This window comes from Haladaptatus sp. T7, from assembly GCF_026008575.1.
Lineage (GTDB): Archaea > Halobacteriota > Halobacteria > Halobacteriales > Haladaptataceae > Haladaptatus > Haladaptatus paucihalophilus.
Genome location: NZ_BROP01000006.1, coordinates 65074 through 88345 on the forward strand (window position 1 = coordinate 65074; position 23272 = coordinate 88345).

Below are 23272 nucleotides of genomic sequence, written 5' to 3' on the forward strand. Positions count from 1 at the left end.
AACTCTCACCGCTATCCTTTGTACTTCAGCGAACCGTCTGCCATCTTGGGTGCGATATAGAGCGCGTCGTCCACACCGTTTTTGATGCCGGGCTTGACGTCGAGTTGCCAGTGTGCACCGTTGTACGCGCCGGCATCGGGTTGGTACAGCATCTCCGCTTCGGGGAGCGTTTGGTTCCACCACCACATCAGTTCGTGATGGTATTTCGAGTCGCCCGTCGACTGCCACTTCCGGATGTGTTGTTCGATGTTGATGGTCTTCGTCCCGCTCGAACCTTCGGGGTCGCCGATCGGCATCGGAATGTCGCTCTCGGGTGCGAAGTGAAGGATGGATTGGAGCCAATCGATGACCAGATCGGTCGCCCACATCGCGGTGATCCCGTTCGAGGACGACCCGTCGGGCATGATATCGTACTTCCCTTTGTTGCGGCGGTCGTCGAACGTCGCGTCGTCGACCTTCTCCTGTGTCGTGTCGATACCGAAGTCCTTCAGGTTCTGTTTGAGTACCTGGATGTCCTGTCGGTCGGTACCGTTCATGATGGTGAGTTTGAACCGCTTTCCATCGGGGGTCATCCACTTTCCGTTGCTCTTTTCGTACCCCTCACGGCGAAGGAGTTCAGCGGCACGCTTCGTATCGTTCTCGCCGTACTTCGTGAACTTCTTGACCCACTCGGCGGTCTCGTCTTTGCCCCTGCTCAACACCTTTCCCGGGACGCGGCACGGTGCCCAATCGAACGTCCGGTTCACACCTTGGAGCAGTGATTCGGTCTGTTTCCGACTGTAGACGTGGCAAATCGCTTTACGGACGTTGACGTTGTTGACCGGTGACTCGTAGTCAACGCCGTGTCCGCAGTTGAACGAGAACAGTTTGTTGCTGGACCTTCCTTCACGGAATAATTTGTTTTCCTTCGGAAGCTTGCTTTTGAGGTCGTTTTCAACCGGGAACCCCTTGTGTGTTGCATCGATCTTCCCGGCCGAGTACGGCTGAATGGGTTGATTGGTCGAAAACAGTTTGAGCGTGAACTCGTCGAAGTTGATGTTGTCGGCGTTGGGGTGATCCTCGTACTTCTCCATGACGATGATATTGTCGCCGACGTCCTTGATTTTGAACGGTCCGTGACCGATCGGGTCGTCGGTGATCATCGGATATTTTGCCGTCGTGATATCTTCGATGGCTGCTTTCTTCTCACTTTCAGAGCCGGTGGTGAGCTTCTTGTGCCATTTGCTCCACTTCGGGTCGTCGTGTTTGGTGAAGACGCCACGCGCCAAGTTACCGTTGTAGATTCCGATCGTATTTTGGACGGCGAAGATCTCGGAGAGCGGGTCGTTCAGATTGATCCGCACGTGGTAGTCGTCGACCGCTTTGACCGACTTGACGAGCGGTTTACCACCTTCGTCCGAAGCTTTCTGGATCGCCAGTTCGATCTCCTGTTGCATGACCCAATCCTGGGCGACGAACTTGTCCCCGTTGTGCCACGTCCACTTGTCGCTGAAAGTGGCTTCGAGGGTCTTGTCGTCCGGCATTTTCCACGATTCGGCCATCAACGGGTACGCTTCGTTCTGCGTCGGACTGTACACCGCGAGCCGGTCGAAAACACATGCTCCCGGGTGCCAACAGCCGGTTTGCGTCGGATTCCACGGATTGAAGTGACGTTCGGATGGCGTGGCGCCGCTGGTCAGGGGGTCGAACACCCGAAATCGCTTCCCGTTCGTATTGCCACCGTTTTCACCATCGGTGCCCGGCGTCGGTTCGTCTCCACCACCGGAACAGCCGGCGAGCAACGCCGCTCCGCCGACCGCACCCGATTTAATGAAGTTTCGCCTCGTACTGATGCCTCTTCGCCAGTTGTTAGAATCTGGCATGGCAGTACCATATGAACCAACCTATATATATTTATTCCTCACGAAAATGTCCATTATACTTCCCCCTATCGAACGAAAGGGACATTCCGTCCTCGTTACCGCGGCATATCGGCGAGAAACGGATACAAATCGGTGAGCGCGAGTCGTTCGTTGCGACGGCCGGATTCGTAGGCCGCCAACGTGACGACCGTCGCCCAGAACGCATCACGGGCGGTCGACGGGGGTTCGGTGTCGTCGGTGATCGATTCGATGAACGCGTCGGCTTTGCCCGTTCCGCCGCTGGGGTGCGGGTCGTGTTCGACTCCCTCCGCGTCGATCGTGTACGACGTCCGTTCGTCCCATTCACGCCCTTCGAAGTACACCGCGCCCTCGTCGTCCCAGATGTGGATATGCTCGCGTGTTCGGGGAACGATTCCCGTGTCCGCGATGTTCGCCACCGCTCCCCCCTCGAACTCGACGATGATGGACGACTGCTTGTCGAACACCTGTTCGTCGTCGTGGAACTCGACGGTCGCCGTTACGTGCGTCGGGGTCAGTCCCGTCGTCCAGAGGATGGCATCGATGATGTGGGTCCCGACGTTGAGCAGGTGGCCACCGCCGCTTAGTTCGGGATCCATTCGCCAGTCGGTCATCTCCTCGTAGTAGTCCCGCCAGTCGTGAGTGATCTCACCCGTGATGAACGTGGGTTCGAGGTCGCCGAGCGCCCATCGTTCCCGTCCGGCGATGAAGGCCGGATTGAGGTGACGTTGGTAGCCGAGCATCGTCACTCGGTCGCTCCCCTCGACCCGTTTCAAAAGCTCGCGTGCGTCGTCGATCGTCGTTGCGAGCGGCTTTTCACAGAGTACGTGCAGGTCGTGGTCGAGGGCGGTCGTCGCCTGGTCGAAGTGAAGGCCGTTCGGCGTCGCGATTCCGACCGCGTCCAGGGATTCCTGCGTTAGCATCGACCGGTAGCGTGCGTACTGTGCCTCCGTTGGAACGTCGAGCTCGCGGCCCGCAGCGGCGAGGTTCCCCTCGTTCACGTCCGCGAGCGCGACGAGTTCTGCGTCCGGATGAGAGTGAAACTCACGACCGAGACGAATGCCGAGACTACCGAGGCCGACGAGCCCCACACGGAGTACATCTCCAGAATTCGTTGATTCAACCATCGTCTACTGATGGACGTTTGCGAAACGAGTATAAGAGTGTTGTCCACCGATTTCTAACACCACGTCCGGACGACGAGTTTCTACCGGTTCCGAACACCTCGACACGCCGGGGGTCCCGGAGCGTGTTCCCCTAGGAGGAACGGCTCGCGGCGGCCACCGTTGTGGCACCGGCCGATACCGTGATGCTACGACGAATCGACCGTCACGTCCGTCGCCGTTTCGTCGATATCGACACGATCGGACAACGGACCGTGATTTCCGCGTAGCGAGACGGTTCGTGTTTCAGATCCGTTCACTTCCAAGAACGGCCGTTCGGACGGGTGGGCGGTACAACCGCTGATTCGGGTCCGGCCGACGTTCGTAACGGCAACCGCCGGTGACGGTACCTCTCCCCGGAACCGAAGTCCGTCTATCGAAACGAGGTCGGTTTCCTCGAACTCCATCGCCGGGACTCCGGCCGTACGGATTTCCACGTCGGAGAAGGAGACGTCCGCGAGCGACTTGCAGAAGAACGTGTGAGAGGCCTCGTAATTCTCGGCCATCGCGGGGGAGATGTCGGTGTCGTCGAGGGGACGAGTAGCGTCGATGCGGACGTTCGAGAACGAAATCCCCTCGAACGGTTGCTCGGGAATCCCTGCGAAAAACCCCGCAAAGGAGACGTCACGCGCGGTCACATTATGGAAATGGACGTTCCTGACCATCGGCGTCGATTCGTCCACCGAAATCGGGTCGCTGTCGATGTCGGTAAAGTAGTAGCCGTTGATGACGAACGGGCAGACGACGCGGCGCATGACGATGGTGTCGAAGCGCAGGTCTTCCACGACGCCGCCGCGACCGCGCTGGGTCTTGATCCGGATGCCACGGTCGGTTCCCGTGAACGTGCAGTTCGAGACCGTGACGTCGCGCACGTCACCCGACATCTCGCTTCCGATGACGACGCCGCCGTGGCCAGCCTCGACGGTGCAGTTGGTGACCGTGATCCGTGACGCCGGTTCGCCGACCGTCCGCCCCTCCTCGTCCTTGCCGGACTTGATGCAGATGGCGTCATCACCGGCGTTGACGTAGGTGTCGCTTATTCTCACGTGCCGTGAGGAGTCGATATCGATACCGTCGCCGTTCGGAGCATCGGCGGGGTTCTCGATGGTCACGTCGTGGACGGTGACGTTTTCCGAGTAGACGATGTGGGTGTTCCAGAACGGCGAATTCCGAAGGGTAACACCGGAGACGGAGACGTTCTCGGATTCGGTTACTTGAAACAGCGGCGGACGTAAAGTGAAACTGCTGACGTCATCTTTCTTGTCGTTCCGCTCGTCGAACTCGTCGAGTCGCGCCCGTAGACCGTCCGGATACTCCGATTCCGGGGTGTCGTAAAACGACCACCAATAGTCACCCTGCCCGTCGATGGTTCCTCTTCCAGTGATTTCGACGTTCTTCGCGTCCCGGACGAGCAGGCAGGGGTGGAATCCGAACTGGTTCCAACCTTCCCATCGGCTCTTGACGGTGGGAAACGCCTCGTAATCGCGGACGAACAGAAGCGTCGCCCCGGCATCGAGGTGGAGCGTGGTGTCGTCGCCGACTCGAAGCGGTCCCGTTCGATACTCGCCCGGCGGGACGTGTACCGTTCCGCCCGTCTCGGCGCACGCGTCGAGCGCTGTCTGGATCGGTTCAGTGTCGAGTTCGGTTCCGTCGCCGACGGCATCGAACTCCCGAACGTCGTAACGGGAGGATTCCAAGTTTTGCATCACTCGGACGGATTCGGACGAGGGGAATAAACGTTGCGTCGATTCGAACCGTCGTCTCCCGTCAACCGTGGTCAGCTAGTTTCGCGTTCGACTATCGTTCGTCATCTCGTCACTCGACCAACCATGCCCACATTCGAAGCCACGCACGGGTGTTACACTGCGGAACCCACACGTGATGCGAGTTCTCGGGTAACTCGGGATAGCCGCCGACGTCCTCCTGGCTGTCGATGTACTGCCCTTCGCCGCGAGCGACCTTTCGGAGGATGCGCTCGTCGTGTTCGGTTCGGTCACCCGGTCTCGCACCGACGTTCCGGAAGTTGTGCCGAACGGTGTCGTCGGACGACAACGGGTCGAGACCCTCGGGCCAGAGGGGTCGCTCATCGAGCACCGTGATACCGTCCCCGACGAGTTCACCCGGTGCATCGGATTTCAAGTCGTTGTCGTGGATGTACGCCTCCCCATCGCCGAAGATTTTCGGCTTGTCGTTGATGGGATGTCGGTAGACGTTCCCCTCGATACTCGCTTGCGTATCCGGATCGAGCCACGCGCCGTCCTTGAAGTGGAAGACGAGGTTGTTCACAACCACGCTTCTCGTGCCCTCCTTCAAACGAGGGTTGCGGTCGATGTTGTCCGCCCAGAGATTGCCCATCATCGCGACGTTCTCTGCCCCGTTGCCGATCAGAGAGCCGTAGTTGTGTTCGCCCTTGTGGTGGGTGGCGTCGCGGAGCGCCTCCGCGACCAGGCAGTTGGACATGGTGGTATCGTTCGTGTCGTACCCCACCGAGAGATTTTCGTCCACCGACCACGTCGTCGTACAGTGGTCTATCACGTTGTTCTCGGTGCCGTCCCCGGTGTTGATGCCGTCAGGCTCCCAGCCGATGTCCTGTCCCGCGTCCCCCGGACGGACGCGAAGATGTTGAATCACACAATCGTTCGCGACGACCCAGAGGTCGCCACGGATGAGCGTGACTCCGGGGGACGGGGCGGTCTGTCCCGCGAGATACAGTTGGTCGGTGGAGACGGTCAGTCGTTCGGCGTGTAGGTCGATGGTACCGCTCGTCTCGAAGACGACGACGCGCGGTCCGTCCACGTTGAGTGCGGTCTCCAACTGTCGCCGTGTCGGCTTCGTTATCTTGATGATGGGTGTGTCGTCGTTCAGCCACGGAGCAGGGTCGGCGAACCCGTCGTCCGGTTCGAAGTGGGATTTGCTTTGCGGACCATCCCACTGGCCGCCATCGCCACGGGAAAAGCTCGGCGTTCCGAACGTAAACGGCGGTGAAGTGAACGAATCGCCGTCACTCGTGTCGACGACCGCGCGAACCTGGTAGTAGCGGCGACTCGTGAGTCCCGACAACTCCATACTGAACGACCCGGACGAAGAACGCTGTCGGGAGTCGGTCTGTTTCCACCGCTCGGTCGGAACCTCACGATACTCGAAGTAACAGCTAGCCGACTCCGCACCACCCAAGTCAGTTAGCTCACCGTGCAAGGTCGCCGACGTCGCTCGTACGTCAGTTACCGGTTCGGTCGAGACGTAGGGGACGCCCTCCTCGACCGAGACGCTCCCCGAGACCTCCACGGAGCCCACGTCCCGATGAGCGTTCGGCGAAACTCCCGACAGGTCTCGAAGCCGCGCAGTACAGAGCGTTCCCTCGCTGTGGCTCGTCACCGGAATCCCGACGTACGACTGTGCGGGAAGATCTACATCGTCTCCGGAAAGCTGGGCGATACGTGTCCAATCACCGCCGTCGGGTGATCCATAGGCCGAAATCGTATCACCCGTCCGTGTCAGTCGCAACCACTCAGCCGAAATGCTTCCGCCGTCGACTTCGCTTCTGTCCTCCCCTCCCGAGGTCGTACTGAGCGTTTCGACACCGGATTCCGGACGCCACTGCAACGACGCGTCGCCGTTCGGTGTCCGGCGGAGCATCACGTTTTTCGCGTCCGGATCGAGCGTCTCACGGACCATGAGACCCGTCTTCGCGTTGGCGTCGGTCCATTCCAGTTCGGTATTGTGAACCGTCACGTCGAAATCGCCGTTCGTCGAGTCGTAGTAGAAATGGAACGCGTCCGTCGTGTCCCAGATGTCCGCACCACCTCCTTCGATGGTGATGGTGGTCGCCGCCGCTGCCACCCCACTCGTCAGCATTGTTGTCGTCGAACCGATACTTCCAGCTCCGATAACTCGGAGAAACGTTCTTCTATTTGGCATCATTATTCGAACGCCGAATATTTCTAATCGCAATAGTTTATAAATATTTTTTCAGTTGTTTACCATTTATGTACCAACTCGGGTCCGAGACCATCGAATGACTGTGAACTCTGTCACTCGAATAGAATCGTCATGAGAGGACCGATTTCCGGGGTCTCGTTCCCCAGAGGAGAACGGGGGTGCGGTCGAAAACGAACGCGTATTTTCGTATCGTCCGCGTGCACTATTATGTTTTTCAGTTAATAGTGATTAAAACATGAGAACGGACAATTATTCTCGTCGTCACACGGATGTCTACCGTTCTCTAAAGACAAACGAGCCGTGGAACTCCGTCGGTGTTACACAGGTAGTTGTGTAATGGTTGGTCGGCGGTTACGATACTTCGAATCGCTTCTCTCCGATGAGAGGGTCATTCTCTCGTGTAAGAACCGCTAAGCGTGAGCCTACGTCGGTAATCGTGTCGTTCGAATTCTCCAGTCGTCGGTGAAATCCCGAGGATTTACTCGGACTGCAGACGTATCTCATCGGGAAGCCGTTCCCTCCTCGCGAACGAATGTTCGTTCAGCAACCACGGTGAGTCAGTGAAGACGGTCGTAGTCGTGGTCGCAGTCGGCCGTCGTCGCGTTCTAACTGATGATCGATTCGAGCGAAGACCCTTCGACCCCCGTAGCGATTAAGACAATAGCCTCGGAAGGTGGTGACATGAAGCGATATCAGACGGACGTTCGAAATCGCACGCTCCACATCGAAACCGGCGACGGTTGGATGGAAATCGGTTCCATGGACGACATCTGCGAACTCGTCGGTGGAGAGACGTACAGTATCGAGTACGGCGAACGCCAGCGAGCGGCGGATTGGTCCGGTGCCGACGAGGATGGTACGTTCACGTTCGACGTCCCGGAAACGCTGTCCGAGTTGAGTTACGACGAGGAGTTCGTCGCAAACGTCAGTTCCGTTCCGCTCGAGGAGACGGACGACGACGGCTATCCGCTTCGAACGTCCGTGTTTGCCGACATGATGATGCGAATCTGGGACACGAAAGGGAACCTCGAAGCGGAGTAACGATTTGGGACGGCCGATTCGATGCGAGTCGCCCGAAATCGATGGTACATCATCCGCCGAAAGACGCATCGGGTGAGTGGTGCTGGACCTCTTAGGACCATTTTAATTGCATATTTTAATAAACAAACTAAATTATTTTCTAGAAAAATTTTATTAAGATATATTTTGAATCTAAGTTCGGTGTTACACCAATGACGCCAGACAGGCGCACGTTTCTCCGTGCGCTCGGAGCCGGTAGTATCGGTACGACAGCGATAGCGACGAACGCTGTCACAGCAACGACAACCGACGTAACGGCGAGGGCAAGCGACGGGTCGGCGTTCGACCTCGACGACGGGTTCGCCTCGACGACGGGTTCGATGACGACGCACAGGTCATCAGAGTCACGGAGGCGACCCGAAGCGCCGTCGAAAGCGCGTTCACCGCAAGTGGACCGCGCGTGGTCGTCTTCGAGACGAGCGGCACCATCGACCTCGGCGGAGAGACGCTGCAAATCACGAACGACCACTGTTGGGTCGCGGGTCAGACCGCCCCGTCACCCGGCATTACGTTCATCAAAGGCGCGGTACAGATCGATGCCGACAACTGTATCGTTCAACACGTTCGTTCGCGTGTCGGGCCCGGTCCCGACGGCGACATCCAGGGTAACGACTCGCTGAACACACAAGACGGGACGACAAACAACGTCGTCGACCACGTGAGCGCCTCGTGGGGTGTCGATGAGTGTATGTCCGTCGGATACGACACGGACAACACGACCTACGCGAACAATCTAATCTACGAAGGATTGTACGACCCGTACGGGGACGGATCGGACCACAATTACTGTACGCTCGTCGGGGACGGGGCGGACCACGTGGCGTTACTCGGCAACGTCTGGTCCAAAGCCCGAAACCGAATCCCGAGACTCAAGAGCGAGACACGATCGGTCGTCGTCAACAACTTCACGTACTTCTTCGACGAAGCCTCGAACACCGATAGTTCCGCCGAGACGACGTGGGTCGGGAACAGATACACCGGCCTCATGGCACCCGGTGAATCCATCGTGGAGGGGAGTGGAACCGTGTATTCCGAGGACAACACGACGGCGGACCCGCAGCTCGATTCGGACGTCTCCTTCGTCGAACCGAGCACGGTAGACGAAAAACCGCTGTGGCCGAGCGGGCTGTCAGCGATGTCGTCGAGCGAGGTCGAGTCTCACAACCTTTCGAACGCCGGTGCGCGTCCGGCCGACCGAATGGGCAACGACCAGCGTATCGTGAGCGAAATTCGAAATCGAGCCGGAAACGACAGCCTCGATTCCCCGTACGACTATTGGATCGCGGATCTGGACGACGTCGGCGGTTATCCGAGCCTGCCGGAGAACACCCACACCCTAGACGTCCCGAGCAGTGGCTTGCGGGACTGGCTCGAGCAGTGGGCACTCGCCGTCGAAGACCCGAACGCGAGTCCACCGTGAATTCGTCCGCCATGGGTCACGAAGTGATCCCGACGTGAAACGGGGGAAAGGATTACCAGCGAGTGGACGGAACAATCATAATCATGTCTCCGCATGGAGTTCCGATCCCGCTCCCAATCGAATCGATTTTTTAGTCGAATACAGCCACTTACTCGTCACTAGCCCTTAGGTGGCTCCCCGACTCGAATACAACAACAGGATCGAGAGCGGACACAGCGTCCCACAATAAGAAAGTCGGTGGCTGTTTTCAGTCGCAGTTCAGCGGGTCCGTGCGAGTTGTGGAAGTCAGTGATGCCTGTTACAGAGGCGTCCTTGGAGTCCAACCGTCGAAGATGTTTTCCGCCGTGTATTGCCGCGCCTGTGCTCGGGTCAGCTGGTGACCAATCGACCCGCTGTTCCGACGTGAAACCGGGACCCGAATCGGCGTATTCCGCATAGAACTCACTTTCAGGGTTCTGTTCGTCGTTCCAGTGTTTCCAGCCAGCGGGATGCACCGTCTAGTTTAGCTCCTCCTCGACAGGCTTCGGTTGTCAATAGATTGATACGGTCGTTGATGGCTATAGTATTGTACGAACTGTTCAAAAACGATACTGGACGCTCGGCCGACGTCCCACCCCGACGTAGAGAAGCGGTCGATGCGCTGTTTGAGCGTGTGAAACCATTTTTCGACCAGGTTTCTCTTTGTGTAATCGAGCCGATCGCTCAACCCAATTCGAAAGAGGACAGTCCGATAGCCGTAGCCAAGATTCGTCCGGAACCCGGACAAAATGGCGTACAACGACACGTAAGCGCTTGAAACGGACGATATCCAATAATAGGTACTGTCATTCAGTCACAAGGTGAAAGAACTGATGATGAATCAGAACGACCGTTGGGAATACGAGACACTCAGACCGCCTCGTGGGGAAACGAAAAAAGAAGCAGAGGATCCGAAAGCAGAGTTAAACGAACTCGCCGCCGAAAGGTGGCGATTCGTCGAGACGATTGCCTATACCGGTGGTGGGACCAAATATCTCGTGTTCGAGCGCCCTGTCCGGGTGAACGACGCTGAACGGGATTCGCCATGAGTCCCGAACCAGTTGATGGCGACACAAGTACCAACGTCAACACCGATATCGATGTCAGCACAGCGAATACAATTCGTGAACGCGATGGGGAGAGCCGACTCAAGATTTGGCTGTTGCTTGCTGCGAACCGTCTATATGTTACCGCAGTGTTGGCACTCGAAGTGTTCATCTTGTTTGTCACGCTCGTGACAGTCATTCCGTCACCGTTGGTCCCACAGCTCAGCTCGGATGATACGATCGAGACAATGGTCTCGGCGATGCTTGGAGCGATCATCACTGGGGTTACTCTCGTTGTAACGATCGGTCAATTGGTATTGTCTCAAGAGAACGGGCCACTGGGGGAGCAACGTGACCGTATGGAGAACTCGATGGATTTTCGCGATTATGCAGAAGAGCTGCTTGGTGCGCCGAGCCCAGCCGATCCGTCGATGTTTCTCAGTGAACACCGAATCTATCATTTACTTGAATATAATATCTAAACCAACAAATATTAAGGCTTTAATAACTATGATCGTCGGGCACTGTCTAGATAAGGACGAGCTGGTTGAAGAGTTAGTGACACATGCTACTCTCAAACCTGCTCAAAAAGAGTTTAGAGACGGCTACGCTTGAATGCTGGGAGCGTAAGCGGACGAGACGCAGAGCGATTCGTTCGCCAACCAGAAGTCAAAGGCTTCTGGTGACGCCCATCAGAGCGTTCGCCGTCCGGCTCCATACGACCGGTTGTTCACTCAGGGAAACAAAAGCTATTCTTGCACTTATCGGCGTAAATCGATCGCATCAAGCGATTTTTCAATGTATTCGTCGGGTATCTTACATAGTTTCCGACCCGCGTCGGCATCGCCGACGCGGGTCGCGGTCGACGAAACCGCTGTCAAATTCAACGGCAGACAGTCTTGGGCATACACTGCAATAGACACCGAAACAAAACTGTTGCTCGATGTCACAGTGTTTGATCGGCATGGGACTGATCAAGCGGCTGCGTTTCTGTCTGGAGTGGCCGAGAAACACAATCTCTCTAACTCTGTGTTTCTCGTTGATGGCTACGGCTATCGGACTGCCCTCTTTCGAATTGGGTTGAGCGGTCACCTTGACTATACCGAGCGAAACCTCATCGAAAAATGGTTTCACACGCTCAAACAGCGCATTGACCGATTTCATACGTCGTGGACGGGCAGTCGGCTGAGCGTCCATCAGTGTCTTGAACAGCTTGTACATTACTATGGCTGTCAGAGATTACACCAATCGCTCGACAATTGAACACCTGTGGAGGAGGAGCTAAACTAGACAGTGCCCCAGCAAACCATGTTTCAACAGACAGTCAGCAACGATGTAGAGAACGTTCTCAACAAGCCAATGTACCAGAATCTCGGAATTGTTTCGGTGCGAACCCAGTACGGTGGCACCGCTCCCATTTCGAACCCCGAAGCAGTCATCATCACTGTCAGTGCACCGAATTCATCGTATCCCGCACTCTCACGACAACTTGAGTGCCGAATCGAAGCGTCAACCGGTGATGACGTTCGCGTGGACGTTCAGTTCTCAGCATGACAGCGTTCAAACACCACTATGAGAGGAAGTTGATAACGATATACGCGGTATCCATAGTCCTCGATATTGTGATCCGTCCAGATGGAGGGGGATCAAGAATCGGTATAGCTGTTTGAACCTCTCGGTGCGTAATGGTGTGAAAGAATACAATACTGCTCAAAACTCACCGTGATGGTGTCCATGAGGGTTCGCTGGTCGGTGAGATTCGAAATCAGAAGTTGCTGTGATAGAGAAAAAGACTGAAACAGTGGTTAGTTCGGCAGTTCTGTTCGTCCTGTTCGCACGTACGGCCAGCACGGGAATCCGTTGAGGCCGTCACAGTCACTGCCTTCGGTCTTGACATTCGCTTCGCGTTTTATCGACGACTTCCGGAACACGAGAAAGATACACGGGAAGAGAACGCTCTCGAATCAGAATCTGTGCATTTCACACCCCCCAGAAGAACGCGATGCCGAGGACAGTGACGACCGACAGGAGCAACTGTAACGGCGCACCGACGCGGATGAAGTCCGAGAATGTGTAGCCGCCGGGCCCGTAGACGAAGAGGTTCGTCTGATAGCCGACCGGCGTCATGAACGCCGTTGAGGCGGCGAAGGTCACGGCGAGGACGAACGCGAACGCGTTCGCACCGATCGACTGGGCTGCGCCGACCGCGACAGGAATCATCAACACGACGCTCGCGTTGTTACTGATGACGCTCGTCAACAGGCCAGTGGCGACGTAGAACACCCAGAGGACACCGATTACTGGCAAGAACGCCGCGGTCGAAGCCACAGCATTGCCCAGCAGCGCTGCCGCCCCCGTCTGCTGGAGCGCGATACCGAGGGGAATGACGCCAGCGAGGAGGAAGATCACGTTCCACTCGACTGATGAGTAGAGTTCGGTGGGCTTGAGGACGCCGGTGAAGACCATCGCCACGACCCCTGCTAACGCAGAGACGACAATCGGCAGGATGTTCAGTGCCGGGAGGGCGACGACGCCGGCGATGATTCCGACCGCGAACAGAATCTTCTCGCTCCGGTAGGTCACCTCGTCGAACTCGTGGGCGACGATGAAGTCCTGATTCTCAACGAGGCGGGTGAGGCTATCGGGCGGTGCCTGTACGAGGAGCGTGTCACCGACTCGGATACGAATGTCCTCGAATCGGTCCCGGACGACGTCGCCACGGGTTCGGAAGGCGAGGACGTTCGCGTCGTAGCGTTGCCGGAAGGTCGAACTCGCGAGGGTCTCGCCGACGAGGAACGACCCCGACGGGATGACGACTTCGACGAGGACCGGTTCTTCCTCATCGGGATGCAGATCGTCTTCGGTGCGGGGACCACCCGATAAGATTAGGCCTTCCGCGTCCCTGATGTATTCGAGTGTCTCCCGGTTCGTCCTGAGCCGGAGCGTGTCGCTCTCGCGGATCTCCTTGCGAGCGAGCGGTTCTGAAAAGTGCTCGCCGTCTCGGAGTAGTTGTAACACGTCGATGTCGAGTTCGTCGTCTCCCAGTGCCTCCTCGACCGTCTTTCCGATCAATGACGAGTTCGCCGGAACGACGACGTCTGCGAGGTACTCCTGGAGGGCGTACTCCTCGACAAAGTCCTCGTCAGCGGGAATCCGTTTGGGGAGCAGTCGAACGCCGACCGTCATCAGATAGAGGGATCCGACCGCGAACACGATGATACCGAGTTTGGTGAATTCGAACATCCCGAACGCGTGGAGACCGAGCTCGGGAGAATCCGCCCCGAGTTGGGCTGTGATATCGCTTGCGAGGATGTTCGTCGACGTTCCGATGAGCGTCAACGTGCCGCCGAGCATCGAGGCGAACGACAGCGGCATGAGCAGCTTCGATGGCGAGGTCTTCCCGTTGTGTGCGAGGTCGTTAATCACCGGGACCAGAATCGCGACGACCGGCGTGTTGTTGATCAGTCCCGAGATGGGTCCGGTGATGCCAATCGTCGCCGTGAGTTGCTTGCGTCGGTTGGTCCCCGCGAACGCGGCCATCTTCCGACCGAGCAACTGGACGAGGCCGGTTCGGTTGATCCCGGTACTCAGGATGAGCATCGCCAGGACGGTGATAGTGGCCGGATTTGCAAATCCCGAGATTCCCTCCCGAGGCGAGATCTGCGTCCACGGTTCGAGTACGATCAACAGCACCATCACCAAAATCGCGGTGACATCGATAGGGTACCACTCTGTGGCGAACAACACGAGTGCGAGCAGAATAATTGTAAAAACGACGAGCATCCCGGCCGTTACGGACGGGGAGCCAAGGCCCTGGACTGCCAACGAAACGTTAGAGAAGACCACACTAAATAGAGACGCTGACGCGGGATAAGAACTGGTATGTACACCAGCGAATTGATCAGGGTGACACTCCATGAATTGCCCAGGGGTGAAGTCCCGAGGCACCCGCCTCGGTCCTCTGTAGAAACGGGCAGTTCGCTCAGAGACCAACCATCCTACGAACGGTTATCTGCTTGTCGGTCACATTCTAAACTAAAGGGTGGGATTTTTCAAACGCGTCGGAAGGTAGGTTGAGCAGTTCAAGCAGACGGCCACTGAGACCGCTACGCAGCATTCAAACTACCAAAGTGAAGCGTGTGAAGCACGCTATTATTCCCAGCACGAACAGTGCCCGGAGTGCGGGGCAGAGTCTTTCGTTTCGATAAATCCTGAGGAGTGAAACCCTGGGTCCCCAGTCGGTCCGAATAGCGAAAGTGTCGTAAGACTGCCTTCTTGTTCGAACACTCCAACTCGTTACGAGTACTAAGTATAGATACTGTGTCCGCAGTGCACGTCCGTAGCGGACCGACGGAACCAGGATCGTTCTGATAGAACAGTGATGGAATCCTTCTTTACCTCGCTCTTCTATCTACCTTGTAGTGGTTGATGCTCTTAGAACGTTCGCCGACTATGACTCCTTCGCTCGTGAGTGGCACTCAGAGACGCTCAAAGACCGCGATGTGACCCTGGAGGTGGCCCGAAAGCGAGGCCTCCTCAACGAACAAGACACACGTCGGCTGTGGCAATTGCTGGGGCTCCTGGACGAGGATGACGTGTTCATCCAGCTTCCGGAGTGGCTCGCCGAAGAGAAGACGAACGACGTGCAGGGAAGTCTAGCCACAACATTTGTCGGATATCTCTCCCGGGAAATTGAAGACGCAGTTCTCTTCAAAGAATCGTCACCGGCTCATCGTCTCATGCAGATCGCACACAAGATACAGTCACTCGAAAACGGGGTCCAGAATACTGCAGTCGATAGCGACCGCCGAAAGCGGTTGACTGACAAGCTAGAGGAAGAGCATCGGAGATTCGAGACACGGGACGATATCCCGTATCTCTCTGACGAGTGGCTTCCGAAGTCCCAACTCATCACGGTCATTCGTCGGAGCGAGTAGTCATTCGAGGCCAATGACGTCCTCCCCGGCGTGAACGCCGAGGTTCCTCGCGCTGGGGGCGTTTTATTTCTGTTCCGAACTGGACTCAGACGCTACTCGTCGTCCGTCCCCTGTCCAGCCCGTGTCTCTTGAATCACGAGTCGTTCGATTCGAGTATCATCGACAGCCTCGACCTGAAGGAGGTACCCGGTCTCTTCGATCTGATCGCCCACTTCAGGAACTCGGCCGAGGCGACTGAAGACCAATCCACCGATCGTCTCGACATCGTCGCTCTCGAATCGAGAGTCGAGCCGGTCGTTCACGTCCTGAATGGGGACCCCTCCGTCGACAACGTACGCTCCGTCGTTTCTCTTCTCGATCGACGGCTCCTGAGCACCCGTATCGAATTCGTCCTGGATATCGCCCACGATCTCTTCGAGGATATCCTCGATGGTCACGATACCCTCGAAGACGCCCCACTCGTCGACGACGACAGCCATCTGGCCTTCCCCACGCGTCTGAAAGTCTGCGAGGATCGCGTCGATCCGACGCGTTTCCGGGACCGTGAGGACTGCTCGTGCGAGCTCACGCGCTGTGACCGTGCTGTCCTGCTCCGTCTCGGCTTCGTTCGCTCGCAGGATGTCCTTGGCGTGGACGAATCCAAGCGGTTGATTCCCGTCCTCGTCGAGCACGAGGTAGCGCGTGTAGGTCCCCGTCGCGGCGACAGACCGGAGGTCCGGGAGCGACATCGAAGCGGGCACGGTTTCTACGTCTGGACGCGGAACCATGACCTCGCGGGCGACCGTATCCCCGAGTTCGAAGACGCTCTCGATCATCTCGACTTCGTCGAGGTCGATATGTCCCGTCTCCTCCGAGCGGGTGAGGATCATCCGAATCTCAGATTCGGTGTGGGTTTCCTCGCTCTCGGACGCGGGGGAGACACCAGCGAGGCGGGTGAAGTAGTTGGCCGTCCCGTTGAAGACGATGATGCCGGGCACGAACACGTAGTAGAAGAACTTCATGAGTGGGGCGACGAGGAGGGAGATACGTGTAGCTTCCTGGATGGCGAACGTCTTCGGCGCGAGTTCGCCGAACACCACGTGGAGAAACGTGATGAATCCGAATCCGAGGACGAACGCGACGAGATGAACCGTTCCCGAAGGAAGCAACTGGCCGAGGACCGGTTCGATGAGCGTTGCCACAGCCGGTTCACCGATCCAACCGAGGCCGAGTGAGGAGAGCGTGATGCCGAGTTGACTGACCGCCAGATAGTCATCCAAGTTCTGAACGACATCCTGCACGAGCGCTGCCCCCGGTTTGCCGCGTTCGACGAGTGCAGTCACCTGGGTTGGCCGAACTTTGACGAATGCGAACTCCGCAGCTACGAAGACCCCGTTCATGATGACGAGGAAGAAGGCGAGAAGCACCCCGCCCAGGGAGAGGAAATCTACCATGCGAAATTGTAGTTATATCGACACGTGTCAGCGATGGACGTCCGGCGAGACCGGCGGCCACGCAGCAACCGTGTTCGTCTCCGCTGCACGACACACTCATGTGGAGTCGCCTTTGGGCAGTCAGGCGGAGCCGATTCCGGGCGAGTCGGTCGCGACATCAGTCCTCGAACCCAGCGTCGTCGTCTCGTTCGAGGGTGATGGTCAATTCCCCCGACGTCGGCTGTTTCGCTGCGTCTCGGAGCGTCTGAAACTCATCCAGGAGCTCGTGGGCATCGTCTGTACCTTCACGGACGCTCCGTGATTCTTCCCGGATCGTATCGTAGATTCGTTCCAGAATGCGGTGAGCGGCGTACGAATCCGTCTTCGAGTCTATCTTGAACGAGGCCTCATAGCGAGACATACGCGCCATTGGGGCTCCAGTCGGATAAGGTGGTTCCCGACTTCGAGAAATCGAACTCACTGCCGTTGCACGTTCTACTTCAGTTATCAAACCAATTACGCACCTTAAAACGCGTCAAAATCCCAGAATAGAGACTACTTTTCCCAATCGTTCGGAGCAGTCGAATTCGACCACCGAAATCACCGCCAGTTGGCACGCTGAATATGTGGCACGAATGTACAATGACTGACTTAAGAGTGCCGGGGGAGTCTATTATGTTCTAAGAGGCAGTGAGTAACTGCTTCGCTGGATAATCGATATCTATAATCAGAAAGTGACGCTGTCGCTTTCTATCGAAACCAAATACTTCACTACCAGACCGATAAGGGAAAATGAGTGGAGACGTATAATGGAACATGATGCGCCACTCGCTCAGTGTAATCCGGAAGTAACTCTTGTCTCGAAGTAACTCGCCATAGTTGAGAACCCGATCAAGGAACCAAAGGGAGATGACCGACCACGATGATGATTCACTGCCGGACGGGTTCAGCGATGTGCTTCACACACGTTTTTCGAGCGACAACCCGCCAAGTGAGGCAATTGGCCGAGCACTTGCGGTAGTTGAGGGGGTTGTACCAACGGAGCTTTCGTTACTGTCAGAGTCGGTTGACCCGGAAGCACTCGATGCACTGTTCGGGACGCCGATCATCGGTCAAGAAAATAGAGGTGTGACAGTCGAGTTTTCTGTCTCTGATCATCACGTGATCATCAGGAGTGACGGGAGTATTACTATCCTCGTTGGAACGGACGAAGAATGAGTAGAGACGAGACGAACGTTCCGCTTCAAATCGATTTTCACCGTGGTACTCACAAAGTGGAGGTATCCGACTAGAAGCGGTTAGTCATACGAACGGACGAAATATGCTTCCCCGAGGGCGGCGACCCGGCCGATTTCTTTTCCGCTTAGTTGAATCCACTGATGAGTGAATTCAAACATACCCACCACTTAACCGTCCGGTGATGAATAGTATGTACAGAACGAAATCACGCTCTGTCTGTATCAATTGTCTCTGGTAACGGATCAACACGAAACACATAGTCTGCATAGACGCCGTCAAGATTCGTGGGACTTTCTTCAGTAGTATGCCTTCGGCAAAGATTAGCCTCTGCCTCAACACTTCCGTGACCCGTTTCTTCTTGGTAGCGCTCAAGAACGACGAATTTCGCGGGGTCGTCGCACCCACGACGGTGACACTTACGGAGTGAGTCCGAATTTTCTTCTCTCTCGTCTCGAGCTTCATCTGCTTCGTTCTGTTCGTCACGTGGTTCAGTTTCGTCCATACGTTCACGCGCCTGCTCAACTTCCCACGCTCGCTGGCGGTTCTCTTCGTCACGGGCTTGCTTGTCTCGGCTCTTTTTGTTGTCCGCCATACCATATCTAGGTGGACGAGAGGGATAACGCTGTGGCCGCCACTTGGAACACCTTCTGCTAGTAATTATCGCGTCCTCGTGCCGAAATAGTGGGAAGGAATTTGCCTACCGAGAGTAGAGCATCGGACGTTTCGCTCTGATCTCTCGCTGTCGCTGTTTCTCGGCGTAGTGTCTCCAGAGACGAAGGTACGTAACAGACTCTCGGAGTTCGATGTTAATTAGCCCAGGTATTTCGTGCTGGGGCTCACCATAAAACTGTTGTTCGTTTGGTGGAGTCGATCGAACTTCATGCTGTGGTTTCCCATACCGGAGAGAATCGATTGTGTCAGTCATTTTGTGTTCCTCGCTGTTGGGGACAACCACTGTTGATTCCAGTTTTAAGCAGCAGTACTCATCCTTATAGCTTAGTACGTGCTTCGGCACGATGAATTATGTTACCTCTATCTCAGCAGGATTTACTAAAACCACAAGTTAACAATCCATTCGCTTACTGGGACGTTCAGCTCACTTTGGAACCCTGCACGTCCGATTTCGAATAGAAGTACAGTGAGCAACTCCATCCAGTAATCCAGGAATCACCAACTTCGATTGTCGAAAGATCCTGGTGAGCAGCTTTTGGTCATCACTTGGTATTTCAACGAAGACACGATACTCTCGTTTCCATGTGTGATATTCCATCTCCGTGAAAAGAAGCAAACTCTTATCCCCGCAGGAATACTGTTTACTTGAATGGACGATGTCTTCGTCGGGAGTCTCATGTCTTCGCCGGTGTACACTGTAAGTAACGACACGTCACTCCAGAACGCTGGCGAGACGATGCGCGAACACGATATTGGATCGATAATCGTCGTTGGTGATGACGACCATCTCGAAGGGATCATCACTGCAACTGATTTCATTCATGTCGTCGCAGAAGGCGATCCTGATCCGAATGCAACTGTTGCCTCTGTTATGAGTACAGACGTCATTACAACGACCGCAAGTGAATCGGTTCAAACTGCGGCGGACATAATGATTGAACACGGCTTTGACCATCTTCCGGTCCTCGACGGAGAAGTGGTCATCGGTGTTATCACGACGACTGACCTCACGGCATATCTTTCAACGACAGAGGATCCGAGCCCATCATAGGGGCATCTAGCAAGCGAATCGTATCACTCGGAACAGTTGGCCTCCGTGTACTGGAAGTAAAGACCGTTACCCGCCGAGCCACCAGCCGTACAGTTGCGCGTGTTCTTCTGTGTCCGGATGCTTCTTCGATTGGCCGTAGGTTTTGCCTTTGAGAAGTTGGCGTTCGACCGCGTTCGCGGCGAGGCGAAGTGCATGCGTAGCGCCGTAACCCTCCCCTTTAGCGGTGAAGTAACCACGGTCAGTGACCAGTCGAATCCGTGCCAGCACCAGTGGCACCCCTCGACTCTTTTCTTTGTGCTCGTGCAGTTCGATACTGGCCTTTATCACACTCATCTCGCCATACTTCGAGGTCACGCTGTCGATCAACGCAGAAACGTCATCGTAATCCATCCCATCGAGTAACTCGAGACCGAACACCTGCACGGGACGTCGTTCTTCCTGCTCCCAGGTGAGTGCCTCAACGACGTCCGTCTTTGTGATGATTCCGATCGGTTCGTCCGTCTCGTTAGCCGTGACGACAAGTGAGGAAATCTCCTGATCGAACATCGTTTCGACTACCACATCGAGCGGTGTGTCTCGTTGAACCGTCACAGCTGCATCGGACATCAGGTTCCGCACTGGCAGATCGAGCATCCGGTCGGAAGTACCGTCACGCTCACCAAACCCGCCGCGACCACTAAACTCGTCCGACGAACCACCTTGGCTCTTGTTCCCGCCGCGTGTCGTGAATTCGATGACATCGTACAGACTCAGTATGCCTTCGAGTTCGTCATTGTCGATGACTGGGAGGTGTGCAATACGTCCTTCCCGAAGCGTGTTGAGGGCTTTCCCCATCGTGGTCGTCGGGGTCGCACTGATCAGCGTTGTCGTGTATGCATCGTCAACGGTCACCGCGTCGAGAAACGGGGTCACGGCCTCCAGAACGGCATCTGCGGTCACCACACCATAGACGCGGTCTTCGTCCAGCACTGGGAGCGTCTTGGCGTTACTCCCGATCATGAGTCGTGCGACTTCACGGACATCCTCGGTCCGGTCGACGGTCGGGACGTGTTGCACCCGTGAGCCAACCTTCGCCGAGGGTTGATTGGACGACGAGGCCAGTTGTCGGCGGCTGACGACGCCACGATACTCCTCGCCGTCCGTAACGACGACGGCCTCGAGTTCTTGATTCTCGAACGCACCGGCGACCTTCGAAAGGGGTGCCCCGATATCGAACTCGGTGAACTTTGTTGAAACTATCTCAGAAATGTCCATTGTGTACTCACTGCTAGGAGGGTCCGCGGACGGTTATGCTTGCCTCATTTTTTGGTGACACGATGCCGCTCAATTGTAGCGGTACTCATTCGGATGTGAGGAGACATATCGTTACACGGCCCCGAATTCGTTCCACCTCTTTGAAAGAAATCCAACCTGGGAACTGGCACTGAATATAAGTCTAGGTACTGATAAGTATCTAATAGCACGTATCATCTGTATGCGTCTCGTTCAGGTGCTTATTCCGAAAGGTGATCGAGCAGACATTCTTGAGGCACTCGATGAGGAAGGGATCGATTATGCCGTCTGGGAGGAGACAGGTCGCGGTAAATTTGAAGCACTGGTTTCCTTTCCAGTCCCCGACTCTGGTGTCGAACCGGTACTCGATAGCCTCTATGCGGCAGGTGTAAAGGAGAGTTCCTATACAATCGTTGTCCCGACGGAGACGGTGGTCTCCGAACGTATCAAATCACTCAAAAACCGTTATCAGGGGCACCGTATCTCGCGCGATGAACTTATCGCACGTGCCGAGGATCTCGCTCCTGCGTCTTCGACGTTTTTCATCTTCCTCGTAGTGAGCACATTGATTGCGACGACCGGCTTGCTTCTCAATTCAGCGGCAACCATTATCGGTGCGATGGTCATCGCACCGCTCATGGGACCGGCTATTTCGGCCAGTGTCGGGGCCGTTCTCGCGGACTCCGATATGACATCGCGAGGTGTGCGACTTCAGGTAACCGGTCTGCTCGCTGCGGTCGCGACTGCTGCAATCCTCGGTTTACTGTTGAAAGAGACGGTTTTCCTCCCACCGGTCGATATTCGAACGATTCCACAAGTTCTCGAACGAACCTCGCCGAATTTTCTCTCGCTCTTTCTGGCGCTTGGATCGGGCGTCGCTGGCGCCGTGAGCGTTATCCGGGGTGCTGGGTCGTCACTCGTCGGGGTGGCCATCGCAGTAGCACTTATCCCTCCTGCCGCCACTGCGGGCCTCGGTCTCGCGTGGGGACATCCTGGTGTCATCCTCACTGCTGGCGTTCTCGTGCTGGTGAATCTACTCGCTATCAACCTCTCGGCACTCATTCTGTTGTGGCTCGCAGGGTATCGTCCCGAGAAGGGGAAGCATGCAATACGAGCTCAACGGGCAGTTCGCATCCGAATTGCGACCGTCCTTTCTGGCCTCGTCCTGCTGTCGATCGTCCTCAGTGTTGTCACTTGGGCGTCATTCGGAGTTGGAACTGTAGAGACCGAGGCAAACGCAGAAACTAAGGCGATGTTCGACAGTGGCCAATTCGGTGACTTGGAGTTTGAGCATGCCACCGTCGACTATGACATCGATGAGGTTCTCCTCGATCATCCCGCTGAAGTGACTGTTGTCGTGTCTCACGGGCCGAACGCACAAATTCCGTCTAATATCGCAACTCAGATCGATGAACGTCTGACAAAAACGACCGGAGAAGAGATTATCGTACACATTGAGTTCGTGCGTGGACAACATTCGACCTGATATGGGATACACCGATATCTCCCGATGTGGTTCAACAAGACCTCCTATCGATTCTCAGACGAGGCGACGGCAACTGGACGTTCACATCCCGCTGTGCGAACCAATAATGAGAGACCGCTCACAAACTCGCTCTTGTCTATTCAGCGCGAGACAGTGGACGCGCTGAGCGTTCCGTTCCATCGGATGCGGCCGAGCGACACGCCCAAATAACTACATCTCCGGTCCAGCTGTGGATGGAGATCTCGTATGAAAAGTAGCGAATACTCAATGGATAGAGCCACATAATCCCCGCGTTGGTGAACGTATCGACGACCAAGTGCGAAAGAAAAGTGATCCGACTGCAAGCGACACTTGCCTAGACGACGTGACGAGGATCACTCCTCCGAAGAGAAAGCCGAGAAAGAACGGTGAGTGTATGAGTGCCGAATGAGCGACGAACGGGTTCGTACCTGCATGTTCGATGTCGGATTACAAAACAGCGATCTCGCCGTGGCGCGCTTCCCGGCTTTGTTCAGCATCTGGCACGACGTCAGCGCCCCGGCGTTGGCCTCCTACTTTTTGTAGGAAGATAAAGCCACGACGGGTGTTTCCAAACCTGCCGATCGAACCGATCAGGGTACTGTGAAATATCGTGAATGAAGTGGGTCTTGAATGGAA

17 protein-coding genes and 3 pseudogenes are annotated in these 23272 nt (G+C 56.1%); 10 read left to right on the plus strand and 10 right to left on the minus strand.

Annotated elements, in window-relative coordinates; all coding sequences use genetic code 11:
* Positions 1-11 precede the first annotated feature (11 nt).
* From OPC11_RS16130 to OPC11_RS16145, 4 genes are all read right to left on the minus strand, one after another.
* Entirely contained in the window at positions 12-1862 is a 1851-nt protein-coding gene (locus OPC11_RS16130) for an ABC transporter substrate-binding protein (RefSeq protein WP_264782584.1), read from the minus strand.
* A gap of 95 nt (positions 1863-1957) precedes the next feature.
* Positions 1958-2971, minus strand: a complete 1014-nt coding sequence (locus tag OPC11_RS16135; protein WP_264782585.1) for a Gfo/Idh/MocA family oxidoreductase — start codon at positions 2969-2971, stop codon at positions 1958-1960.
* A 221-nt stretch (positions 2972-3192) separates the two neighbouring features.
* Positions 3193-4749, minus strand: a complete 1557-nt coding sequence (locus OPC11_RS16140; RefSeq protein WP_264782586.1) for a glycoside hydrolase family 28 protein — start codon at positions 4747-4749, stop codon at positions 3193-3195.
* A gap of 109 nt (positions 4750-4858) precedes the next feature.
* Positions 4859-6898 carry a pectate lyase gene (locus OPC11_RS16145; RefSeq protein WP_264782587.1) on the minus strand — a complete coding sequence of 680 codons (2040 nt, stop codon included), beginning with the start codon at positions 6896-6898 and terminating at the stop codon, positions 4859-4861.
* 765 nt (positions 6899-7663) lie between these two features.
* On the opposite strand from OPC11_RS16145, the gene OPC11_RS16150 reads away from it, so the two are divergent.
* Positions 7664-8023 carry a hypothetical protein gene (locus OPC11_RS16150; RefSeq protein ID WP_264782588.1) on the plus strand — a complete coding sequence of 120 codons (360 nt, stop codon included), beginning with the start codon at positions 7664-7666 and terminating at the stop codon, positions 8021-8023.
* Positions 8024-8462: 439 nt separating this feature from the next.
* Complete coding sequence (locus OPC11_RS16155) at positions 8463-9482, plus strand: hypothetical protein (RefSeq protein ID WP_264782589.1); 1020 nt, start codon at positions 8463-8465, stop codon at positions 9480-9482.
* A 497-nt stretch (positions 9483-9979) separates the two neighbouring features.
* Here the strand turns inward: OPC11_RS16155 and OPC11_RS16160 are convergent.
* A pseudogene (locus OPC11_RS16160) lies at positions 9980-10224 on the minus strand (IS6 family transposase); the annotation flags it as partial.
* A 112-nt stretch (positions 10225-10336) separates the two neighbouring features.
* Between OPC11_RS16160 and OPC11_RS16165 the strand changes: the two are divergent.
* The 3 genes and pseudogenes from OPC11_RS16165 (at position 10337) to OPC11_RS16175 (ending at position 11809) form a co-directional block, all read left to right on the plus strand.
* Positions 10337-10549, plus strand: coding sequence for a DUF4177 domain-containing protein (locus tag OPC11_RS16165; RefSeq protein ID WP_264782732.1), 213 nt, complete (start codon positions 10337-10339; stop codon positions 10547-10549).
* Positions 10546-11028 carry a hypothetical protein gene (locus OPC11_RS16170; protein WP_264782590.1) on the plus strand — a complete coding sequence of 161 codons (483 nt, stop codon included), beginning with the start codon at positions 10546-10548 and terminating at the stop codon, positions 11026-11028. Before OPC11_RS16165 ends, OPC11_RS16170 begins: the two co-directional genes overlap by 4 nt.
* 83 nt (positions 11029-11111) lie before the next feature.
* A pseudogene (locus OPC11_RS16175) lies at positions 11112-11809 on the plus strand (IS6 family transposase).
* 717 nt (positions 11810-12526) lie between these two features.
* On the opposite strand, the gene OPC11_RS16180 reads toward OPC11_RS16175, so the two are convergent.
* A complete protein-coding gene (locus OPC11_RS16180; protein WP_264782733.1) occupies positions 12527-14329 on the minus strand; it encodes an SLC13 family permease in 1803 nt (600 codons plus the stop codon).
* Positions 14330-14967: 638 nt separating this feature from the next.
* On the opposite strand from OPC11_RS16180, the gene OPC11_RS16185 reads away from it, so the two are divergent.
* Positions 14968-15483, plus strand: a complete 516-nt coding sequence (locus tag OPC11_RS16185) for a hypothetical protein (protein ID WP_264782591.1) — start codon at positions 14968-14970, stop codon at positions 15481-15483.
* A 92-nt stretch (positions 15484-15575) separates the two neighbouring features.
* Here the strand turns inward: OPC11_RS16185 and OPC11_RS16190 are convergent, their stop codons facing one another.
* Positions 15576-16916 carry a hemolysin family protein gene (locus OPC11_RS16190; RefSeq protein WP_264782592.1) on the minus strand — a complete coding sequence of 447 codons (1341 nt, stop codon included), beginning with the start codon at positions 16914-16916 and terminating at the stop codon, positions 15576-15578.
* Positions 16917-17073: 157 nt separating this feature from the next.
* Positions 17074-17316, minus strand: a complete 243-nt coding sequence (locus OPC11_RS16195; protein ID WP_026177989.1) for a hypothetical protein — start codon at positions 17314-17316, stop codon at positions 17074-17076.
* A gap of 488 nt (positions 17317-17804) precedes the next feature.
* Between OPC11_RS16195 and OPC11_RS16200 the strand changes: the two genes are divergently transcribed.
* The gene (locus OPC11_RS16200; RefSeq protein ID WP_264782593.1) at positions 17805-18113 is read left to right on the plus strand and encodes a HalOD1 output domain-containing protein; all 309 of its coding nucleotides are present in this window, start codon (positions 17805-17807) and stop codon (positions 18111-18113) included.
* A 226-nt stretch (positions 18114-18339) separates the two neighbouring features.
* Here the strand turns inward: OPC11_RS16200 and OPC11_RS16205 are convergent, their stop codons facing one another.
* Positions 18340-18726 carry a hypothetical protein gene (locus tag OPC11_RS16205; RefSeq protein ID WP_264782594.1) on the minus strand — a complete coding sequence of 129 codons (387 nt, stop codon included), beginning with the start codon at positions 18724-18726 and terminating at the stop codon, positions 18340-18342.
* A 729-nt stretch (positions 18727-19455) separates the two neighbouring features.
* Between OPC11_RS16205 and OPC11_RS16210 the strand changes: the two genes are divergently transcribed.
* Entirely contained in the window at positions 19456-19857 is a 402-nt protein-coding gene (locus OPC11_RS16210; RefSeq protein ID WP_264782595.1) for a CBS domain-containing protein, read from the plus strand.
* A gap of 66 nt (positions 19858-19923) precedes the next feature.
* On the opposite strand, the gene OPC11_RS16215 is transcribed toward OPC11_RS16210, so the two are convergent.
* Entirely contained in the window at positions 19924-21111 is a 1188-nt protein-coding gene (locus tag OPC11_RS16215) for a CBS domain-containing protein (protein WP_007975845.1), read from the minus strand.
* Between the two features lie 220 nt (positions 21112-21331).
* Between OPC11_RS16215 and OPC11_RS16220 the strand changes: the two genes are divergently transcribed.
* Positions 21332-22615, plus strand: coding sequence for a TIGR00341 family protein (locus OPC11_RS16220; RefSeq protein WP_007975849.1), 1284 nt, complete (start codon positions 21332-21334; stop codon positions 22613-22615).
* Positions 22616-23041: 426 nt separating this feature from the next.
* Positions 23042-23179 (plus strand): annotated as a pseudogene (locus OPC11_RS16225) (bile acid:sodium symporter family protein); the annotation flags it as partial.
* Between the last annotated feature and the right edge of the window lie 93 nt (positions 23180-23272).

What these genes read in the sequence shown, in the direction of transcription:
- OPC11_RS16220 (WP_007975849.1), top strand. Translation starts at nt 21,332, where the DNA reads ATGCGTCTCGTTCAGGTGCTTATTCCGAAAGGTGATCGAGCAGACATT.
- OPC11_RS16145 (WP_264782587.1), bottom strand. Translation starts at nt 6,898, where the DNA reads ATGCTGACGAGTGGGGTGGCAGCGGCGGCGACCACCATCACCATCGAA.
- OPC11_RS16200 (WP_264782593.1), top strand. Translation starts at nt 17,805, where the DNA reads ATGACCGACCACGATGATGATTCACTGCCGGACGGGTTCAGCGATGTG.
- OPC11_RS16210 (WP_264782595.1), top strand. Translation starts at nt 19,456, where the DNA reads ATGGACGATGTCTTCGTCGGGAGTCTCATGTCTTCGCCGGTGTACACT.
- OPC11_RS16215 (WP_007975845.1), bottom strand. Translation starts at nt 21,111, where the DNA reads ATGGACATTTCTGAGATAGTTTCAACAAAGTTCACCGAGTTCGATATC.
- OPC11_RS16190 (WP_264782592.1), bottom strand. Translation starts at nt 16,916, where the DNA reads ATGGTAGATTTCCTCTCCCTGGGCGGGGTGCTTCTCGCCTTCTTCCTC.
- OPC11_RS16150 (WP_264782588.1), top strand. Translation starts at nt 7,664, where the DNA reads ATGAAGCGATATCAGACGGACGTTCGAAATCGCACGCTCCACATCGAA.
- OPC11_RS16165 (WP_264782732.1), top strand. Translation starts at nt 10,337, where the DNA reads ATGAATCAGAACGACCGTTGGGAATACGAGACACTCAGACCGCCTCGT.
- OPC11_RS16195 (WP_026177989.1), bottom strand. Translation starts at nt 17,316, where the DNA reads ATGTCTCGCTATGAGGCCTCGTTCAAGATAGACTCGAAGACGGATTCG.
- OPC11_RS16140 (WP_264782586.1), bottom strand. Translation starts at nt 4,749, where the DNA reads ATGCAAAACTTGGAATCCTCCCGTTACGACGTTCGGGAGTTCGATGCC.
- OPC11_RS16130 (WP_264782584.1), bottom strand. Translation starts at nt 1,862, where the DNA reads ATGCCAGATTCTAACAACTGGCGAAGAGGCATCAGTACGAGGCGAAAC.
- OPC11_RS16205 (WP_264782594.1), bottom strand. Translation starts at nt 18,726, where the DNA reads ATGGCGGACAACAAAAAGAGCCGAGACAAGCAAGCCCGTGACGAAGAG.
- OPC11_RS16170 (WP_264782590.1), top strand. Translation starts at nt 10,546, where the DNA reads ATGAGTCCCGAACCAGTTGATGGCGACACAAGTACCAACGTCAACACC.
- OPC11_RS16180 (WP_264782733.1), bottom strand. Translation starts at nt 14,329, where the DNA reads ATGCTCGTCGTTTTTACAATTATTCTGCTCGCACTCGTGTTGTTCGCC.